The sequence below is a fragment of the Microbacterium zouquanmingi genome (assembly GCF_052266695.1).
In the GTDB taxonomy this organism is placed as follows: domain Bacteria; phylum Actinomycetota; class Actinomycetes; order Actinomycetales; family Microbacteriaceae; genus Microbacterium.
In genome coordinates, this window is record NZ_JBQPQZ010000005.1 from 150,600 (window position 1) to 168,307 (window position 17,708).

The 17,708-nt window shown below is 63.6% G+C and carries 16 protein-coding genes and 2 tRNA genes; 3 read left to right on the forward strand and 15 right to left on the reverse strand.

Annotation, left to right across the window (positions count from 1 at the left end):
- Window positions 1–234, reverse strand: a complete 234-nt coding sequence (locus ACTU6U_RS12200) for a hypothetical protein (RefSeq protein WP_443469378.1) — start codon at window positions 232–234, stop codon at window positions 1–3.
- Entirely contained in the window at window positions 231–851 is a 621-nt protein-coding gene (locus ACTU6U_RS12205) for an ArsR/SmtB family transcription factor (protein ID WP_443469379.1), read from the reverse strand. The genes ACTU6U_RS12200 and ACTU6U_RS12205 overlap by 4 nt, the downstream gene beginning before the upstream one ends.
- 71 nt (window positions 852–922) lie before the next feature.
- Here ACTU6U_RS12205 and ACTU6U_RS12210 point away from each other — a divergent pair, with 71 nt between their 5' ends.
- Window positions 923–2,974: a M3 family metallopeptidase gene (locus ACTU6U_RS12210; RefSeq protein WP_443469380.1), complete on the forward strand. Its 2,052-nt coding sequence runs from the start codon at window positions 923–925 to the stop codon at window positions 2,972–2,974.
- A gap of 6 nt (window positions 2,975–2,980) precedes the next feature.
- Here the strand turns inward: ACTU6U_RS12210 and ACTU6U_RS12215 are convergent, their stop codons facing one another.
- The 13 genes from ACTU6U_RS12215 to ACTU6U_RS12275 all read right to left on the reverse strand — a co-directional run bounded on the left by ACTU6U_RS12215 (window position 2,981) and on the right by ACTU6U_RS12275 (window position 14,965).
- The gene (locus ACTU6U_RS12215; protein ID WP_443469381.1) at window positions 2,981–3,205 is read right to left on the reverse strand and encodes a ferredoxin; all 225 of its coding nucleotides are present in this window, start codon (window positions 3,203–3,205) and stop codon (window positions 2,981–2,983) included.
- Between the two features lie 12 nt (window positions 3,206–3,217).
- Entirely contained in the window at window positions 3,218–4,261 is a 1,044-nt protein-coding gene (locus tag ACTU6U_RS12220; RefSeq protein WP_443469382.1) for a fatty acid desaturase family protein, read from the reverse strand.
- Window positions 4,262–4,324: 63 nt separating this feature from the next.
- Window positions 4,325–5,455 carry an epoxide hydrolase family protein gene (locus ACTU6U_RS12225; protein WP_443469383.1) on the reverse strand — a complete coding sequence of 377 codons (1,131 nt, stop codon included), beginning with the start codon at window positions 5,453–5,455 and terminating at the stop codon, window positions 4,325–4,327.
- An 82-nt stretch (window positions 5,456–5,537) separates the two neighbouring features.
- Window positions 5,538–6,806 carry an ATP-dependent Clp protease ATP-binding subunit ClpX gene (clpX, locus tag ACTU6U_RS12230; protein WP_443469384.1) on the reverse strand — a complete coding sequence of 423 codons (1,269 nt, stop codon included), beginning with the start codon at window positions 6,804–6,806 and terminating at the stop codon, window positions 5,538–5,540.
- A 142-nt stretch (window positions 6,807–6,948) separates the two neighbouring features.
- On the reverse strand, window positions 6,949–7,800 hold the full coding sequence (locus tag ACTU6U_RS12235) for an aldehyde dehydrogenase family protein (RefSeq protein ID WP_443469385.1): 852 nt from the start codon (window positions 7,798–7,800) through the stop codon (window positions 6,949–6,951).
- On the reverse strand, window positions 7,797–9,239 hold the full coding sequence (locus ACTU6U_RS12240; RefSeq protein ID WP_443469386.1) for an aldehyde dehydrogenase family protein: 1,443 nt from the start codon (window positions 9,237–9,239) through the stop codon (window positions 7,797–7,799). The genes ACTU6U_RS12235 and ACTU6U_RS12240 overlap by 4 nt, the downstream gene beginning before the upstream one ends.
- A gap of 64 nt (window positions 9,240–9,303) precedes the next feature.
- Window positions 9,304–10,305 (reverse strand): deoxyribose-phosphate aldolase, encoded by a 1,002-nt coding sequence (deoC, locus tag ACTU6U_RS12245; RefSeq protein WP_443469387.1) that lies wholly within the window; start codon window positions 10,303–10,305, stop codon window positions 9,304–9,306.
- Window positions 10,302–11,237 carry a sugar-binding transcriptional regulator gene (locus tag ACTU6U_RS12250; RefSeq protein WP_443469388.1) on the reverse strand — a complete coding sequence of 312 codons (936 nt, stop codon included), beginning with the start codon at window positions 11,235–11,237 and terminating at the stop codon, window positions 10,302–10,304. The genes deoC and ACTU6U_RS12250 overlap by 4 nt, the downstream gene beginning before the upstream one ends.
- A 203-nt stretch (window positions 11,238–11,440) precedes the next feature.
- The gene (locus ACTU6U_RS12255; RefSeq protein ID WP_443469389.1) at window positions 11,441–12,082 is read right to left on the reverse strand and encodes an ATP-dependent Clp protease proteolytic subunit; all 642 of its coding nucleotides are present in this window, start codon (window positions 12,080–12,082) and stop codon (window positions 11,441–11,443) included.
- A 19-nt stretch (window positions 12,083–12,101) separates the two neighbouring features.
- Window positions 12,102–12,752, reverse strand: coding sequence for an ATP-dependent Clp protease proteolytic subunit (locus ACTU6U_RS12260; protein WP_443469500.1), 651 nt, complete (start codon window positions 12,750–12,752; stop codon window positions 12,102–12,104).
- Window positions 12,753–12,773: 21 nt separating this feature from the next.
- Entirely contained in the window at window positions 12,774–13,256 is a 483-nt protein-coding gene (locus tag ACTU6U_RS12265; protein ID WP_443469390.1) for a tetratricopeptide repeat protein, read from the reverse strand.
- Window positions 13,257–13,324: 68 nt separating this feature from the next.
- Entirely contained in the window at window positions 13,325–14,830 is a 1,506-nt protein-coding gene (gene tig, locus ACTU6U_RS12270; protein ID WP_443469391.1) for a trigger factor, read from the reverse strand.
- 58 nt (window positions 14,831–14,888) lie between these two features.
- Window positions 14,889–14,965 (reverse strand) — tRNA-Pro (locus tag ACTU6U_RS12275).
- A gap of 124 nt (window positions 14,966–15,089) precedes the next feature.
- Between ACTU6U_RS12275 and ACTU6U_RS12280 the strand changes: the two genes are divergently transcribed.
- Window positions 15,090–15,160: transfer RNA gene (locus ACTU6U_RS12280), tRNA-Gly, on the forward strand.
- A gap of 1,327 nt (window positions 15,161–16,487) precedes the next feature.
- Window positions 16,488–17,696: a hypothetical protein gene (locus ACTU6U_RS12285; RefSeq protein WP_443469392.1), complete on the forward strand. Its 1,209-nt coding sequence runs from the start codon at window positions 16,488–16,490 to the stop codon at window positions 17,694–17,696.
- The last annotated feature ends 12 nt before the right edge of the window (window positions 17,697–17,708 follow it).

Sequence of the window (17,708 nt, forward strand, 5' to 3'; positions counted from 1 at the left end):
TCAGCGCCGCGGCATCCCCATCTGCGCCAGCAGGTGGTCCGCTGCCCGCGGGTCTGCCTTTCGCGTCTGCTCCGCCTGGATCGACGCGAGCATCGCGTCGCGTCGGTCTTCCCGACGCTCGGCACGAGCTGTCGCCCATCGGGCGACCGTCTCGGCGACCCCGATCGACCACCGCTCGAGTGAGGTCGCACCGCGCGGAACAGGGTATGTACGAGTTACTGCTACTGCGCTCATGATGCGTTCTCCTTCTTGTTCTTGAGGTTCTTGAGGGGGAAGACGTCAGCGCGGACGCTGACCCGGCGAACACCGTCGCCCTTCTGCTCGCGGTATTTGTCGGCGGCCTCATCGATGACTGCTTCGATCTTCTTGATGAGGTCGGTGGTCTGAGCCGCGGTCATGCTGATGCCGCTAGTCATCGACGAGCTCGCGTCGACCCATTCGACCGGTTCCCGGTCGATCCCACCGACGAAGTAGTCCATGAGCTCGTCGTGGCGCCGACGCATTGCCTCTGCGACTGCCACCTGGAGCGCCGCTTCGCCCGCAGGCGATCCCTGCACAGCACGCGAGTCGTAGATGATGCCGCCGGGCGGGCGCTCCCACCAGCGCTCGCGGCCGCCGCGAGTGCCCTCGAGCTCACGGATGAGATCGTGGCGGGCGAGCGAGCGCAGGTGGTAGCTCGTGGCACCCGAGGACTCCCCCAGGATCTCGGCGAGAGTGCTAGCTGTCTGCGGCCCCTCCTGCTCGAGGATGTCGAAGATCCGCACGCGCAGCGGGTGCGACAGCGCGCGGAGCGCTCCAGCATCCAGCACACGACGCCTGCCGGCCCCAGGGTTCTTCTCGTTCTCGGTCATATTGCAAAGATATCTTTGCAACGCTTTCTTTGCAAGTGTTTCTTTGCGTTCGTTCGCATTAGGCTCGTGGAATGACCGATGCCGCGAATCCGCTCCTCACGCCGTCCGCTCTCCCCTACGCGCTTCCGGACTACGCTGCGATCCGCCCAGAGCACTACCTGCCGGCGTTTCTTGTCGCGTTCGATGAGCACGTCAAGGAGATCGCAGCGATCACGCGCGTGCGATCCATGCCGACGTTCGAGAACACGATGGTGCCGCTGGAGCAGGCCGGCGCCATGCTCGATCGCGTCGCACACGCCTTCTACACCGTGAGCTCAGCGGATGCGACCACAGAGATCCAGCAGATCGATGAAGATCTCGCGCCCCTCATGGCGGCACACGAAGACGCCATCCGCCTCGACGCTCAGCTGTACTGGCGTGTGAAGACCCTGCACGAGCAGATCGACCAGCTCGAACTCGATACCGAGAGCCGCTACCTGTTGGTCAGGCATTTCCGTGAGATGACGCACGCAGGCGCGGCGCTCGACGATACGGCGAAGTCGACGCTCACCGCCTTGAACCAGAAGCTCTCCACGCTCACGACGGCATTCGAGAAGAACCTCCTCGCCGACACCAACGATCTCGCGGTCTTCTTCGAGACGGCCGAAGAACTCGACGGGCTCACCGACGGTGAGCTCTCCGCTGCCACGCGCGCGGCAACCGACCGCGGCCACGAGAGCGGCTTTCTCATCACGCTGCCGCTGTTCACGGGGCATCCGTATCTGTCCTCGCTGACGAGTCGCGAGAGTCGGCGGCAGATCATGGCGGCGTCGCGCTCGCGCGCGCTCCGCGGCAACGCCAACGATAACCGCGGTGTGCTGACCGAGATCGTCGCGCTGCGCGCGGAGCGGGCAGCCCTGCTCGGTTACGCATCACACGCCGCCTATGTCACCGCGGATGAGACGGCGGGAACCCCGGAGGCCGTCTCAGAGCTTCTCCACCAGCTCGCTCCAGCCGCAGCATCCAACGCGCGCGCGGAACAGGCGGCTCTGCAGACGATCATCGACGAGACCGAGACAGAGCCGTTCGCCCTTGAGGCGCATGACTGGGCGTTCTACACCGAGAAGGTGCGTGCCGCGAAGTACGACATCGACACGGCCGCACTCCGGCCGTGGTTCGAAGCCGAGCGGGTCCTGCAGGACGGCGTCTTCTACGCGGCGACACAGCTGTACGGCCTGACATTCCGCGAGCGTGACGACCTCGTCGCCTATCACCCCGGCGCTCGCGTGTTCGAGGTGTTCAACCCTGGCGGTTCAGCACTCGGCCTGTACGTGCTCGATCTGTATACGCGCGACACGAAACGCGGCGGCGCATGGATGAACCCGATCGTCAGCCAATCCGCGCTGCGCGGCACAGCTCCCGTGGTCGTCAACAATCTCAATGTGGCACAGCCGGGAGACGGTCAGCCGACGCTGCTGACGCTCGATGAAGTCACGACGCTGTTCCACGAGTTCGGCCATGCCCTGCACGGCTTGTTCGCGACGGTGAACTACCCGCACTTCGCGGGCACGAACGTGTTCCGTGACTTCGTGGAGTTCCCCAGCCAGGTCAACGAGATGTGGATTCTCTGGCCAGAGGTGCTGGACAACTACGCGCGGCACTATGAGACCGATGAACCGTTGGATGCGGCGATCGTCGAGCGACTGCGTGCGACAGAGACCTTCAATCAGGGTCATGACACGAGCGAATACCTCGCAGCCGCCTGGCTCGATCAGGCGTGGCACCGGCTCGGAGACTCTGACTCGGTGGCCGACGTCGCCGAGTTCGAAGCAGCGGCACTCGCCGAGATCGGACTGGACAACCCCGTGGTGCCGACCCGCTACTCCTCCACCTACTACGCGCACGTCTTCTCCGGCGGATACAGTGCCGGCTACTACTCGTACATCTGGAGCGAGGTGCTCGACGCCGACACCGTGAAGTGGTTCCGCGAGAACGGCGGCCTCACCCGCGAGAACGGCGACCGCTTCCGCGCACGGCTGCTCGCCGTGGGCGGATCGAAGGACCCCCTCGAGGCGTACCGCGACTTCCGCGGTCGCGACGCGGAGATCGCTCCGCTGCTGAAACGCCGCGGGCTGGGAGGGTGACGGCGATCACGGCGTGGTCTGCTGCCCGTCCGCGTCATCCTCGGTGTGAATGGTCGCCGATGGGCACAGGTCTTCGGCTTCGCGCACCGCGCCCCACTCGGATTCCGGCGGACTCGCATTGAGAACGCTCACGAACCCACCATCTTCCTCCCGGTTGGCGAACACCCGCGGTGCTGTCCGGCTGCAGTTGCCGGATGCGATGCAGGTGGTGGGGTTCACAGTGACCTTCATGTCTCTCCGATCTCATCCTCGGTATTCGCGGACCAAGGGACAGGTGTATGGGTCTCGGTTCTTCAGTCCGACCTGATTCAGATAGGCGAGGATCGTCCGAAACGCCTCGCCGAGAGTTGTCTCGGCGTAGGGGATGTCGTAGGCGGCGCAGTGCTCACGAACCACCTTCTGCACCATCGGCAGATTGGGACGCGGGCACATCGGGAACAGATGATGCTCCACCTGGTACTCCAGCCCGCCCATGAAGAAGTGCACGAAGACTCCGCCGCGCACGTTACGCGACATCCGCACCTGTCGACGCAGGAAGTCGATGTCCGCGTCATGCGGGACGGTCGGCATCCCGATGTGGTTCGGCGAGAACGCGCCACCGAGCAGGAAGCCGAATACAGCAACCTGCACCAGAACGAACACCGTCGCGATGAGCGGTGGAAGCACGACGAAGAGGAAGACGAGGAATCCGATGATGCGGATACCGACGAACAGAATCTCCGACCAGCGATGCGTCACTCCCTTGCCGAACAGGATGGTCCTGATCGAGTCGATGTGCAGTGAGAAGCCCTCGAACAACAGCAGCGGCAGAAAGTAGTATCCCTGATACTTCGCGAGCGTCGCGGCGATCCCCTCGCGCGCATCGGTGCCTTCCGGCGTGAACGACAACACTCCGGGTGCGGCGTCAGGATCCTCCCGCTCCTTGTTGGGGTTCGCATGATGGCGACCGTGCTTGTCGATCCACCAACCGAAGCTGAGCCCGACGAACAGACCCGCGAGCACACGCCCCGTCCACTCGTTCCACCCTTGCGAGGCGAACATCTGCTGGTGGGCAGCCTCATGCCCGAGAAAGCCGAGCTGCGCCATCGCGACGCCGAACAGCACCGCCAGGACCAGCTGCCACCAGCTGTCCCCCAGCAGCACCACCCCAATGAGAATCACCACGACGACCAACGTCCAGAAGATCATCATCGTCCAGTAATAGCGGTATCGTCTGCGCATCAGATTGGCGGCGTTGACCTCGGCCGTCAGCTGGTGGAAAGCCTCCACGTACCGTTCACCCTGCATGTGCCGATGTTAATCATCAGCGGGAACTCCGGCTACCCCTTCGTCCCGCTCAGGTCCGGGATGCTATGCGCTCGCGCCGGACTCCCGCGCCGTGAGGAGTCCGAGGTCTCGCGCGAAGGCCCGCATCCGAGTCGCGATTTCCTGCGGCACTTCGGCGGCGGTGAAGTGCCCGCCCTCGCGCAGACGATCGAAAGTACGAAGGTCGCGGTAGAAGGCGCGAGCGACACTCTCGGGGTAGTCATGCTCGTGCCGCTGGATAGCAACTGCGGCCGGTACTGCGACCGGCGGTATCCGCTCGTCCTCACCAGTATCGAAGTATCGCCGGAACGATGTCGCGATGCTCCCCGTCGCCCAGTAGATCGTCGCCTCGGTCAGTATCCGCTCGCGGGAGATGCGATCCTCCACGAGCTCCGGCTGCGCCGTCGGCGTGTCACTCCACTCGACGAGCTTCTCTGCGAGCCAGGCGAGAAGGCCTGCCGGCGAGTCGTTGAGCGCAGCAGCCAGCGTGTCGGGCCGTGTGCCCTGCACGTGGCCGTACGCGCCGTCAAGTTCGCCACTCGCGACGAGTCGCTCGAAGAACGCCCGCGCTTCGGGGTCGGTCACCGCTGCGCGCTCTTCATCTGTGCCGAAGTGTGAATGCGTCGCGAGAATCCCCCGTACATGCGCGGGATACGTCGCGGCGATCAAGTCGCTGACGTTCGCCGAGATGTCCTCTCCGTAGGTGAGATAGTGCTCGTAGCCCAATACATCGGTCATCAGCGTGTGCATCAAGCGAGCCATCACGCTCTCGGTCATGGTGCCGTCGTACGGCTCGGAGAACGCGAATCCGGGCATGCTCGGCATCACCACGTGGAAGTCCGGCAGCAGCTCCGCGAGCTCGAGTTGCAGCGCGAACGTGTGCGGCCATCCGTGCATGAGCAGCAGGGCCGGCGCACCCTCGTACTCGGACCGCATGTGGACGAAGTGGATGCTGGTGCCGCCGACATCAGCGATGAACTGCGGATGAGAGTTCAGCCAATCCTCGCGAGCACGCCAATCGAATGCAGTCCACGCGTCGACGAGTTCGCGCAGATACGACGCGGACATGCCGGATTCAGGGCGACGAGGCGAGTCTGGGAGCAGCCGCGCGCGGCTGAGACGTGCACCCAGGTCCTCGAGGACCTCCTCCGGTACCGAGATCTGAAACGGTCGCATGCCGCAACGCTACTCCGGGGCTCGGACATCGCGTCTCGCTCGCCGTGACGATCCAGGCCGCAGGCGCTGTTCCCTCTGCCGTTCAGGCACTCTTGCGCTTGCGCTCCATCACGACGGTGGGCGGAGCGCCCTCCTCGACCGATGCACGGGTCACGATGACCTTCTTCACGTCCTCTGCCGACGGGATCTCGAACATGATCGGTCCGAGCACGTCCTCGAGGATCGCACGCAGTCCACGCGCGCCGGTCTTGCGCAATACGGCGAGATCGGCGATCGAGCGCAACGCATCTTCTTCGAAGTCGAGTTCGACACCGTCGAGCTCGAACATCCGCTGGTACTGCTTGACCAGTGCGTTGCGGGGCCCGGTCAGGATGTCGATCAGTGCGTCTTGGTCGAGTGGAGTCACCGAGGCCACCACGGGGAGTCGCCCGATGAACTCGGGGATCAGACCGAACTTGTGCAGGTCTTCCGGAAGCACCTCGCTGAACAGATCGAGGTCCTTCGTCTTGTCATGCAGAGGGGCACCGAATCCGACGCCGTGCTTTCCAACGCGCGAAGAGACGATGTCTTCGAGCCCAGCGAAAGCACCGGCAACGATGAACAGGACGTTGGTCGTGTCGATCTGCAGGAACTCCTGGTGCGGGTGCTTGCGACCGCCCTGCGGCGGCACTGCAGCCACGGTTCCCTCGATGATCTTCAGCAGCGCCTGCTGCACGCCTTCACCGGAGACATCGCGAGTGATCGACGGATTCTCGGACTTGCGAGCGATCTTATCGATCTCATCGATGTAGATGATGCCCTGCTCAGCGCGCTTGACGTCGTAGTCGGCGGCCTGGATGAGCTTGAGGAGAATGTTCTCGACGTCTTCTCCGACGTAGCCGGCTTCAGTGAGCGCCGTAGCATCCGCCACCGCGAACGGAACGTTCAGACGCTTCGCGAGCGTCTGCGCCAAGTAGGTCTTTCCGCAACCGGTCGGACCGATCATCAAGATGTTGCTCTTGGCGATCTCAACCTCATCAGCCTTCTGCTCAGCGAGCTGAAGGGTGCCGTGCGCGCGAATGCGCTTGTAGTGGTTGTACACGGCCACAGAGAGCGAGCGCTTGGCCTGCTCCTGGCCGACGACGTATTCCTCAAGGAACGAGTAGATCTCGCGCGGCTTGGGAAGTTCGAAGTCCGCAACGCCTTCAGCGGAGGACTCTGCCATGCGCTCTTCGATGATCTCGTTGCACAGCTCGACGCACTCGTCGCAGATGTACACGCCGGGGCCAGCGATCAGCTGCTGCACCTGCTTCTGGCTCTTTCCGCAGAACGAGCATTTGAACAGGTCAGCGCTTTCACCGATTCTGGCCATGCGCATCCTCCTTGGTGGGAACCTGAGATCCTGCTCAAAAGCCTAACCGCTCCCTCAGACACTGAGCCGCATTGGCGCGGTTAACCAGACGGATGCTCCCACCGACGAGATGTCGCGGTGGGAGCATGCGTGATCGGGCTACTCAGATCATGCTCTTCGTATGCCACACCGTCTTCGTCTCAGTGAACGCGCCGATCCGCTCGGGCGAAGCGGTCACATCTCCCGGAGCCAGCACGCGCTTGAGCGTGTCTGCCGCAGCGATCTGCAGGTCGATCCACTCCAGTGCGCCTGCGCCAGCGAGGTCGAGTGCGTTGACATCGGCGTGCGAAGCGAGCCACGGAGCGATCTCAGCCGGCGAGCCGGTGAGAATGTTCACCACTCCTCCTGGCACGTCGCTCGTCGCGATCACCTCGGCGAGGCTGATCGCCGACAGCGGATGCTTCTCACTCGCCACGACGACCACAGCGTTCCCCGCAACCAGGGCGGGCGCTATGACCGATACAAGTCCGAGCAGAGCGGAGTCCTGCGGTGCGATGATCGCAACCACGCCGGTGGGCTCGGGCACGGAGATGTTGAAGTAAGGCCCGGACACCGGGTTCGCGTTCCCGGCGACCTGCGCATACTTGTCGCACCATCCGGCGTACCAGACCCATAGGTCGATCGCTTCGTCGACCTGTGCGCCGGCGGTTGCCGCCGACACGCCCTCTTGCGCGACGATCTCATCGATGAACTGCGCCCGGCGCCCCTCGAGCACCTCCGCCACCCGGTAGAGCACCTGCCCGCGGTTGTATGCGGTCGCACCGGACCAGCCCTTCACCGCTGCCCGCGCCGCCACCACGGCATCCCGAGCATCCTTGCGGGAGCCCTTCGCGGCGTTCGCGAGGAAAGCGCCCTTCGCAGAGAGAACCTCATAGGTGCGCCCGGACTCGCTGCGTGGGAACTTGCCGCCGATCGCGAGTTTGTAGGTCTTCGGCACTGTCAGACGCTTGCTCATGCTGAGGCTCCCTTGAGGTATGCGGTGAGACCGTGACGGCCACCCTCGCGGCCGTATCCGGACTCCTTGTAGCCGCCGAACGGGCTGGCCGGGTCGAAGCGGTTGAATGTGTTCGCCCAGATCACACCGGCACGAAGGCGGTCTGCGACGGCAAGGATGCGAGATCCCTTGTCGGTCCAGACACCGGCTGACAATCCGTACGGCGTGTTATTCGCCTTGGCGATCGCCTCGGCAGGCGTGCGGAAGGTGAGCACGGACAGCACAGGCCCGAAGACCTCGTCGCGAGCGATCCGGTGGGATGCTTCCACCCCCGTGAAGATCGTCGGCGCGAACCAGAAGCCCTTCTCAGGAATCGCGCAGTCGGCGGTCCAGCGCTCAGCGCCCTCTGCCTCGCCGATATCGCTGAGCTCGCGGATGCGCGCGAGCTGCGCGGCAGAGTTGATCGCCCCGATATCGGTGTTCTTGTCGAGCGGGTTGCCCAGGCGAAGCGTCGACAGACGCGTCTTCAACCGGTCGATGACCTCGTCATGGATCGACTCCTGGACGAGCAGCCGGCTGCCGGCACAGCACACATGCCCCTGGTTGAAGAAGATGCCGTTGACGATTCCTTCAATGGCCTGCTCGATCGGAGCATCGTCGAACACGATGTTCGCGGCCTTTCCGCCGAGCTCAAGCGTGACCTTCTTGTTCGTCCCCGCGACCGCCTTCGCGATGTCGCGGCCGACGCCGGTCGAGCCGGTGAAAGCAACCTTGTCGACCTGCGGGTGGCGAACAAGCGTCGCCCCGGTCGCACCGGCGCCGGTCACGATGTTCACGACACCGGCAGGCAGATCCGCCTGCTGCAGAATCTCTGCGAAGATCAGCGCGGTGAGCGGCGTGGTCTCTGCGGGCTTGAGCACCACCGTGTTGCCTGCTGCGAGAGCAGGGGCGATTTTCCATGCCAGCATGAGCAGCGGGAAGTTCCAAGGGATGATCTGTCCCGCGACGCCGTGCGCACGTGGGTTCGCACCGAGGCCTGCGTAATCGAGCTTGTCTGCCCAGCCTGCGTAGTAGAAGAACCAGGATGCGACGAGCGGCACATCCACGTCGCGGCTCTCCTTGATCGGCTTGCCGTTGTCGAGGCTCTCGGCAACGGCAAGCTCGCGAGCACGCTCCTGCACGAGGCGCGCAATGCGGAACAGATACTTGCCGCGGTCGCGGCCACTCATCTTCGACCACACCTTGTCGTAGGCGCGGCGAGCCGCCATGACCGCTCGGTCGATGTCCTCATCAGAGGCGCCAGCGATCTCGGCGATGTGTGATTCGTCGGCGGGAGAGATCGTCGTGAAGCTCGGGCCTGACCCATCGACGAACTCACCGTCGATGAACAGTCCGTAGCTGTCACGCAGGTTCAGGGACGCCAGCGATTCAGGCGCCGGAGCATATTCCAGGAATGACATGTTTACCTTTGTCCTTTCGCCGCGAAGCGGCGTCCAACTGGTTGCTGAGCTTGTCGAAGCATCCTCAGTCGATCGTGACGTAGTCGGGGCCGGAGTAGTGCCCGGTCGTGAGCTTCTGACGCTGCAGGAGCACGTCGTTGAGCAGGCTGGATGCCCCGAAGCGGAACAGGTGAGGCTGCAGCCATTCCTCCCCCGCGGTCTCTGCCACGGTAACGACGTACTTGATGGCGTCCTTCGAGGTGCGGATGCCGCCAGCGGGCTTCACACCGATCTTCTCGCCCGTGCTTCGATGCCAGTCGCGCACGGTCTCGAGCATGAGCAGCGTGGTCGGAAGGGTCGCTGCGGGCTGCACCTTGCCGGTGGAGGTCTTGATGAAGTCGCCACCGGCGAGAATCCCCAGCCAGGACGCACGCTTGATGTTGTCGTAAGTGTTCAGCTCACCGGTCTCGAGGATCACCTTGAGCGAGGCGTAAGTGCCGTCTTCGCGACGGCATGCTTCCTTCACCGCGGCGATCTGGTCGAAGACCAGGCCATAGCGACCAGACAGGAACGCGCCACGGTCAATGACCATGTCGATCTCGTCCGCGCCGGCGGCAACAGCCTCAGCGGTGTCGGCGAGCTTGATCGCGAGCGATGCGCGCCCACTCGGGAAGGCCGTCGCGACGGCAGCGACCGAGATCTTTCCATCGTCGGGATCGCCGTGGAGAGAGCCCAACGCATGGACGGCCTCGCCGACCATATCGCCGTACACGCACACAGCCGCGACCAACGGGGTCGAGGGGTCCGCGGCATCCGGCGTCTTCGCCTTGGCAACCAGCGAGCGGACCTTACCGGGGGTGTCTGCACCCTCGAGAGTGGTGAGGTCGATCAGCGAGATGATCTTGTCAATGGCCCAGGCCTTCGACGTGGTCTTGATCGAGCGCGTACCGAGGCCGGCCGCGCGTTGCTCGAGGCCGGTCGCATCTACGCCGGGAAGCCCGTGCAGGAACCTGCGAAGCGTTGCATCGTCAGGCTCACCGCCCAGCACATCCACCGCAGTGCGACGGCTAAGTTCAGTGGTTGTCATCGTTCCTCCAACAATGCTCGGGCTGTGGTCTCATCGGTCACCAGAACGCTGCACAGGCCGCTGGTCACGACTGTACGCGCGATGTCATGCTTTGCGCTTCCTGCGGTCACGAAAATCGCGTGCGCTGCGGTGCGCAATCGATCCAGGCTCACGCCGACGGTGCGTGCGTCGAGTTCAGGATCGACGATGTTTCCGTCTGCATCGACGTAGCGTCCGAGCACGTCGCCGACAGCGCCGCGTCGAGCCAGCTCTTCCACGTCGGCGATCTTCAGATAGCCGTTCTCCACATGCGCGGAGGAGGCATCTGCAGGGCCCGCCGAGTACAAGTACGTCTGAGCTTGGCCGGCCTGCTCGAGGATGCCCGCGACGGTGCGGTCGGATTCGATCGCACGCTTCGTTTCGACGCGTTCGAGAATGGCCGGGCTCGGCAGGAGCGTCGCCTGGCCGCCTGCGCGCTGCGCGATGGTCATCGCGACGTTCGCCGCTCCCCCAGAACGACGACTCAGGCTCACGCCGCCATTGAGCTGAACGACATCGACACCGGTCGCCCATCCCTCCGGCAGCGCATCTGCAACCGCAGTGAGAGTGCGGCCCCAGCTCACGGCAAGAGTACGGGGCACAGGCCGCATCGCTGCGAGATGGTCAGCGGCAGCTTGCGCGACGCGATCGAGCACCGCTTCTTCCGCATCCGGAGCGGGGACCACGATCGCGTCTAACAAGCCGAACCGCTCGGTGAGCTCTCGCTCGAGACCGAGCTTGCGCGCGCGAGGATGCACGATCTCAATGCGTACGATGCCGCGTTCACGTGCCTGCGTCAGGAGGCGTCCGACCTTCCAGCGCGAGATCTTCAGGAGCGCACCGATTTCGTCTTGCGTCTTCGCTTCGTCGTAGTAGAGTTCAGCGACTCGCACGGCAAGCACGTCTTCGTTCACGGCGGCCTCCTTTCCTTATCCAGCGTACGCGGGAGCAAACGCTCGCGCACGTGAGTGCTCATATGCGCAGCGGATGCGGACAGCGGTGCACTTTCGCGTGCCACCAACCACCGACGCCCCGTCTTAGCGTCGAGACCTCCCTGTAAATACGTATTTACGAGGGGGTGTCGACGCGAAGACGGGGCGTCAGGAGGAGGGGGTGCTCAGGAACGCTTGCGCGTCGTGAGCACCTGGTCGACGATGCCGTACTCCAGAGCCTGTTGCGCCGAGAGGATGTTGTCCCGATCGATGTCGCGGTTGACCTGCTCCACCGGGCGACCCGTGTGCTGAGCCATGGTCTCTTCGAGCCAGGTGCGCATGCGCAGGATCTCTGCAGCCTGGATCTCGATGTCGGACGCCTGCCCCTGGCCCGCCTCGCCCATGGCGGGCTGGTGGATCAGGATGCGTGCGTTCGGCAGCGCGAGACGCTTGCCCGGCGCACCAGCGGCAAGGAGCACGGATGCCGCAGAAGCGGCCTGTCCGAGAACGACCGTCTGAATGTGCGGCGCGACGTACTGCATCGTGTCGTAGATGGCTGTCATCGCGGTGAAGGAGCCACCGGGCGAGTTGATGTACATCGTGATGTCGCGCTCGGCGTCCTGGCTCTCGAGAACCAGCAACTGTGCCATCACGTCATCGGCAGATGCGTCATCGACCTGGACGCCGAGGAAGATCACACGATCTTCGAACAGCTTGTTGTACGGGTCCTGACGCTTGAAACCGTAGGCCGTGCGCTCTTCGAACTGCGGAAGCACGTACCGGCTGGAAGGCAGATTGCCAGCGGATTGGAAAGTGGGGGTGTACATATTCGTCCTCTCGAATCCGTTACTCAGCCGAGTCCGTGCCGCCGCCGCCGATGACATCGCTGGCGGACTCGCGGATGTGGTCGACGAATCCGTACTCCAGCGCCTCGTCAGCGGTGAACCAGCGGTCGCGGTCGCCGTCTGCGTTGATCTGCTCGACCGATTTGCCGGTCTGCGCTGCGGTGATCTCGGCGAGACGCTTCTTCATCGACAGGATGAGCTGCGCCTGGGTCTGGATGTCACTCGACGTGCCACCGAAACCGCCGTGCGGCTGGTGCAGGAGGACGCGGGCGTTAGGCGTGATGTAGCGTTTGCCCTTAGTGCCCGCGGTGAGCAGCAGCTGGCCCATGGACGCCGCCATGCCGATGCCGACAGTAACAATGTCGTTCGGGACGAACTGCATGGTGTCGTAGATCGCCATTCCCGCGGTGATGGAACCGCCGGGCGAGTTGATGTAGAGGTAGATGTCCTTCTCAGAGTCCTCTGCGGCAAGAAGAAGGATCTTCGCGCAGATCTCATTGGCGTTCTCGTCACGCACCTCTGACCCCAGCCAGATGATGCGGTCCTTCAGCAGTCTGTCAAAGACGCTGGTCGCGACAAGCGGTTCAGCCATTTCACGCTCCTGTTTCCGTGTTCGGTGATTCGAATCTACCGGCGACGACGCAGCCCTCAGGCCTTGTTCGCCGTCGGCATATCAGGTGTCGCTGTCACCGATCTCCTGCGCGTACGCCGTCACTGAACGTCGGTACTGCGTCAGGTGCGGAGCCAGCGTCTCCAAAGCGATAGCTGCCGCGCGCGCGCTTTCGCCGGCAGACACCAGCGCGAGTGCGTAGAACGCGGATGCTTCGTCGCTGAGCGCTCCGGATCGTTCGCGCTCCTCACGCAGGAGCTTCAGACTTTCGTCGACGTGTCCGAGGTTGCGCAGAGTGCTGGCCAGCTGGATCGTCGCCTGTGCCCGACGCGATTCGTCCAGGCCTGCAGCGAGAGCGCGACGATAGAAGGAGACTGCGGCCAGTTCGGCCCCGGCGGCATCGCGAGCACCCGCCCGCTCGAACAGCGCGACCGCGTCGTCGCTCGGCTTCTCGAGCGCGAGCGCGTCGATCTCTCTGACTCTGTCCTCATCCGACAGCGCATCCTCTTGCCAGAGTGCATCAACGCGGTCCTGCCAGTCGTTCACGGTTCTCCTCACAGACGCGAGAGGGCGGATGCCGAAGCATCCGCCCTCTCGTCAGAATCGCAGTGCTATCACTCGGCCTTGTCGGCCGCCTTCTTGGCGGGAGCCTTCTTGGCGGGAGCCTTCTTGGCGGGAGCCTTCTTCGCAGCAGGCTTCTCCTCGGCGGCCTCGTCAGCCTTCTGGGCCGGAGCCTTCTTCGCGGCGGGCTTCTTCGCGGCGGCCTTCTTGGCCGGCTTCTCGTCAGCCTTCTCGTCGGCGGGAGCGTCGGCCTCTGCAGCGTCGTCCTCTGCAGCATCGTCCTCGACGGAGACCAGGCTCGACAGATCAACGGCCTTTCCGTTGGAGTCGACGACCTTGACCTTGCCGAGTGCGATCGCGAGCGCCTTGTTACGGGCGACTTCGCCGACGAGCGCGGGGAGCTGGTTCGAGGACTGCAGCGCCTCGACGAACTCCTGCGGCGCCATGCCGTACTGCGCGGCCGACTGGATCAGGTACTGGCTCAGCTCTTCCTGCGAGACCTGTACGTCAGACTGCTCAGCGATCGTGTCGAGCAGCACCTGCGTGCGGAACTGCTTCTCGCTCGCCTCGGTGACCTCGGCGCGGTGCTCGTCGTCCTCAAGGCGGTTCTCAGACTCGAGGTGGTTGTGCACCTCGTCCTCGATGACCTGCGGCGGAACCGGGATCTCGATCTTCTCGAGAAGCGCCTCGATGAGCTGGTCGCGGGCTGCAGAGCCCTGGGCGAAGACGCCCTGCTCGTTCACGCGCTCAGCCATGCTGTCGCGGAGCTCAGCAATGGTGTCGAACTCGCTGGCGATCTGCGCGAAGTCGTCGTCTGCCTCGGGAAGCTCGCGCTCCTTGACCGACTTGATGCTGACGGAGACCTCTGCCTCTTCGCCCGCGTGGTCGCCACCGACCAGCTTCGAGCGGAAGGTGGTGTCCTCGCCCGCGGTCAGTGACTCGACGGCGTCGTCGATGCCCTCGAGCAGCTCGCCGGAGCCGACCTCGTAGGAGACGCCCTCGGCGCGGTCGATCTCTGCACCGTCGATCGCTGCGACGAGGTCGAGCTCGACGAAGTCGCCCTTGACTGCAGGGCGGTCGACGGGGATCAGGGTGCCGAAGCGGGCGCGCAGGTTGTCGAGCTCGGCATCCAGCGCGGCATCGTCTGCCTCGACCGCGTCGACTGTCAGGGTGATGTCGGAGAGCGCCGGGATCTCGATCTCGGGACGGACGTCGACCTCGACCTCGACGAGCAGGTCGCCGGAGAAGTCCTTCTCGTTCGGCCACTGCGTGATGTCGGCAGACGGGCGGCCCACGACGCGGAGCTTGTGCTCGTTGGCAGCTTCACGGAAGAACTTGTCGAGCGCCTCGTTGACGGCGTGCTCGATGACGGCACCGCGACCGAGACGCTGGTCGATGATCGGAGCCGGGACCTTGCCCTTGCGGAAACCGGGGATCTGCACGTCCTGCGCGATGTGCTCGTACGCGTGCTTGATGGAGGGCCCCAGGTCTTCCGGGGTGACCGTGATCGTGAGCTTCGCCCGGGTCGGGGTCAGCTTCTCAACGGTGCTGTTCGCCATGCTTGTGGTTCTCCTTTGGGTTTCCGCGCAACCGGCGCGGCCTGAGGTTCGGGGGCCGTGGTCGGGGCGACAGGATTTGAACCTGCGACTTCCCGCTCCCAAAGCGGGCGCTCTACCAAGCTGAGCTACGCCCCGTTTAAACCCCGCACAGGCGGGAACGGCCTCCACGAGTCTAACGGACGAGAACAGCCGAAACGTCCGCTATGATCGATAAGTCCGGTTCGCGCCGGAATCGGTCTCTGAGCCACGCTCAGTTTCCGGGGCTGTAGCTTAGTGGTAAAGCCTCTGTCTTCCAAACAGATGATGCGAGTTCGATTCTCGTCAGCCCCTCAAATGTGACAACAGTTTTGACAGCATACGCACCAAAAAGCCCCTCTCGTGGTTATCCACGGAGGGGCTTTTTAGTTGGTGGCGGAGGTCAGTCCGAGAAGCGTGAACCTGCCGCTCGACGCTGCTCTCGCTGCGCATCTCACTACCTCGATCGGAACGTCGTCTTCGCGTGCGCGCGTGGTATCTACGCAGGTCGGGATAGGTGGTTACTCCCCACCCAAGGGGCATGGGACTTTGCGGTAGGCGCTGGTGGTACCCTCGTGCCAGGCCCGACTGATCTCAGTGGCGGGGCAAAACCCACGGGCATGGACTATTGGGGTACCGCCGGCGCTGGTCAGATGGTGGGCTGGGGCGCCGGTGACACTGGCACCCTCCTCATCCAGGAATATGGGTGGACTAAGAATATGGGTGCACTAAATAGCGTAGATCAGGAAGACAGCTTCCCAGAGGACCGACCCGCAGTCCCGTCAAAATGGAAAGCGTTACTACCAGCTGATGATCCCAGATATCTTCGGTCGCGTCGGAGCACACAAATATTTGTAGGTATTGCACTCGCAGTTTCAGTCATCATTGCGCTGTACGTGTTCGTCCAGGTCCCTTGGAACACAACAATCACACTAAATCAGCGAAACTCGGGCGAAGAGTTCGGTCTCCCCATCTTTGCGATCCTGATTTGGCCGGCAGCCTACGTTGGCGTGTTGATCGGCGCACTACGCGAGAAACCAAAGCCCATCCCCTATTGGGAATACAGTCTTGGACGATGGATCGTTTACCTGATATTGGCCGCTTTCATGACCGGCCTGCTCATCTGGAGCTTGGAATTTCTGAATACCGCGAGTGTGTCATGATCTGAATTGACCATCAGACAACACCAGAGTGCTTCGCGTACACGATTGTCAGGGTCATGTTTCGCTTCCGGTTTCTCGACGCGGCCGACAAGCTCATTCTCGTATCACCCGTGCTTCTAACCGAAATTACATTCCATTGAGATAGAGGCGATCCCGTGTCTGTTTTCAAAATGGGACGATCAAGCGGGGGGCCTACTGTTCCTACAGCAGACCCAAGTTCGTCATGGGGCTTCTTGCATGTCAAGAACCGTGACAGCATCCCTGACAGCATTTGTTTCGGCATCCGACCATGCCCTCCAGCGCCTCGCCTAGACTGAGATCGCGTCACAACGCACGATCTCATCAGGCGCTTCTGTGTTGAGCGTGACCCGTCCTGAACCTCTCTGAACCCGCCTGAACGGGGCGTCATCAGCCTTCCAAACAGCTGATGCGAGTTCGATTCTCGTCAGCCCCTCCATCTCCCCCGAGGAGGAATGCCCGTGGCAATGTCACCCGCTCCTTCGCATGGCGGCCATCATCTCGCTCCGACTTTCGGCGGCACAGTCATCTCCCACGCCGCCTCTCAGCGCACGCCCCGTCGCAGACGAACCGGCGTCGTGCTCGCCGTGCTCGGTGCGGTAGTCATCTGCGTCGCGTGCATCGGAACCCAGTGGGGCGCCAACGTCGCGTACGACGACGCACGGGAGTCGTTCCGGGATGCCGTCGTGCAGACCGCGACCAGCCAGAACGAGCTCGAACAGGACATGGCTGCGCTGATGGCAATGACGGACGCCGCATCGACCATTGCGGCTGCGGATACCGGCACTCTCATGGATCCCGGGGCGAAAGAGGTCCTCGCGGCAGCATTGACCGACGCGGCAGATGCAGAGGCGTCGACGAGTGCACTCCTCGATGAGACGCTCCCGACGGCAGAGGAAAAGCCGACCTGGGCATGGGAGCTCTTCGGCGAGGCCGCTGAGCTGAACGATGAGCGTGAGGCCGCGTCTGGACTGCGCTCAGAATTCGAGTCCGCGCGGACGGTGGCTGACGATGCTGCCGAGACCGTGAACGACGCCGGCACAAGCGCAATTCTGTCTGCAACCGACGCTGCTGGTGCTTTCGAGGCAGCGCATATCGCGGCGCGCAACCTCGACATTCTCGCCTTGCGCAACACCGCGGCCGAACTCGCCGGGGTGGAGAAGCTCGATTCCACAGTCTCCGGCACGTATGAACAACTCGAAGCCGCCGCAGCAGCGATGCTGAGCTCTGAACAAGCCGAGATCGCAGAGAAGCAGGGCGCTCTGTTCGAGGCCCGAACTCAGATCGAAGCATTCGCACGCGGCCTCGCGCCGGGAATCCTGCTCGACTTCGACTGGTCGGCGTACGTCAATGGGTTCGGCGATGGCGACAGCATGGGCGGGCTCGCTACGTGGTGGTACGGCGACCCCGGGTACGCGACGATCGAGCTGTCGGACTCAGTGGCGGCGCACTGGCCGGGCGCGCGCAGTCAGGCACTCATCGCTCACGAAGTCGGGCACGCGATCAGTGTGAAGTGCGAGGGGATGTACGACGACTCGAACCCGCAGAGCATCGAAGCGTGGGCGACAGCCTGGGCGATCAGCCAGGGCTTCACCGATATCGCAAACGGAACCTCTGCTTACGGTCCTCCCCCGCAGGAGCTGGTCGCTGTAGCCGCCGGGTGCCGCTGAGCACCTACGCCA

Bases quoted from the DNA above. Each gene is read 5' to 3' on its own strand.
- ACTU6U_RS12200 (WP_443469378.1), bottom strand. From the start codon at position 234: ATGAGCGCAGTAGCAGTAACTCGTACATACCCTGTTCCGCGCGGTGCG.
- ACTU6U_RS12205 (WP_443469379.1), bottom strand. From the start codon at position 851: ATGACCGAGAACGAGAAGAACCCTGGGGCCGGCAGGCGTCGTGTGCTG.
- ACTU6U_RS12210 (WP_443469380.1), top strand. From the start codon at position 923: ATGACCGATGCCGCGAATCCGCTCCTCACGCCGTCCGCTCTCCCCTAC.
- ACTU6U_RS12215 (WP_443469381.1), bottom strand. From the start codon at position 3,205: ATGAAGGTCACTGTGAACCCCACCACCTGCATCGCATCCGGCAACTGC.
- ACTU6U_RS12220 (WP_443469382.1), bottom strand. From the start codon at position 4,261: ATGCAGGGTGAACGGTACGTGGAGGCTTTCCACCAGCTGACGGCCGAG.
- ACTU6U_RS12225 (WP_443469383.1), bottom strand. From the start codon at position 5,455: ATGCGACCGTTTCAGATCTCGGTACCGGAGGAGGTCCTCGAGGACCTG.
- clpX (WP_443469384.1), bottom strand. From the start codon at position 6,806: ATGGCCAGAATCGGTGAAAGCGCTGACCTGTTCAAATGCTCGTTCTGC.
- ACTU6U_RS12235 (WP_443469385.1), bottom strand. From the start codon at position 7,800: ATGAGCAAGCGTCTGACAGTGCCGAAGACCTACAAACTCGCGATCGGC.
- ACTU6U_RS12240 (WP_443469386.1), bottom strand. From the start codon at position 9,239: ATGTCATTCCTGGAATATGCTCCGGCGCCTGAATCGCTGGCGTCCCTG.
- deoC (WP_443469387.1), bottom strand. From the start codon at position 10,305: ATGACAACCACTGAACTTAGCCGTCGCACTGCGGTGGATGTGCTGGGC.
- ACTU6U_RS12255 (WP_443469389.1), bottom strand. From the start codon at position 12,082: ATGTACACCCCCACTTTCCAATCCGCTGGCAATCTGCCTTCCAGCCGG.
- tig (WP_443469391.1), bottom strand. From the start codon at position 14,830: ATGGCGAACAGCACCGTTGAGAAGCTGACCCCGACCCGGGCGAAGCTC.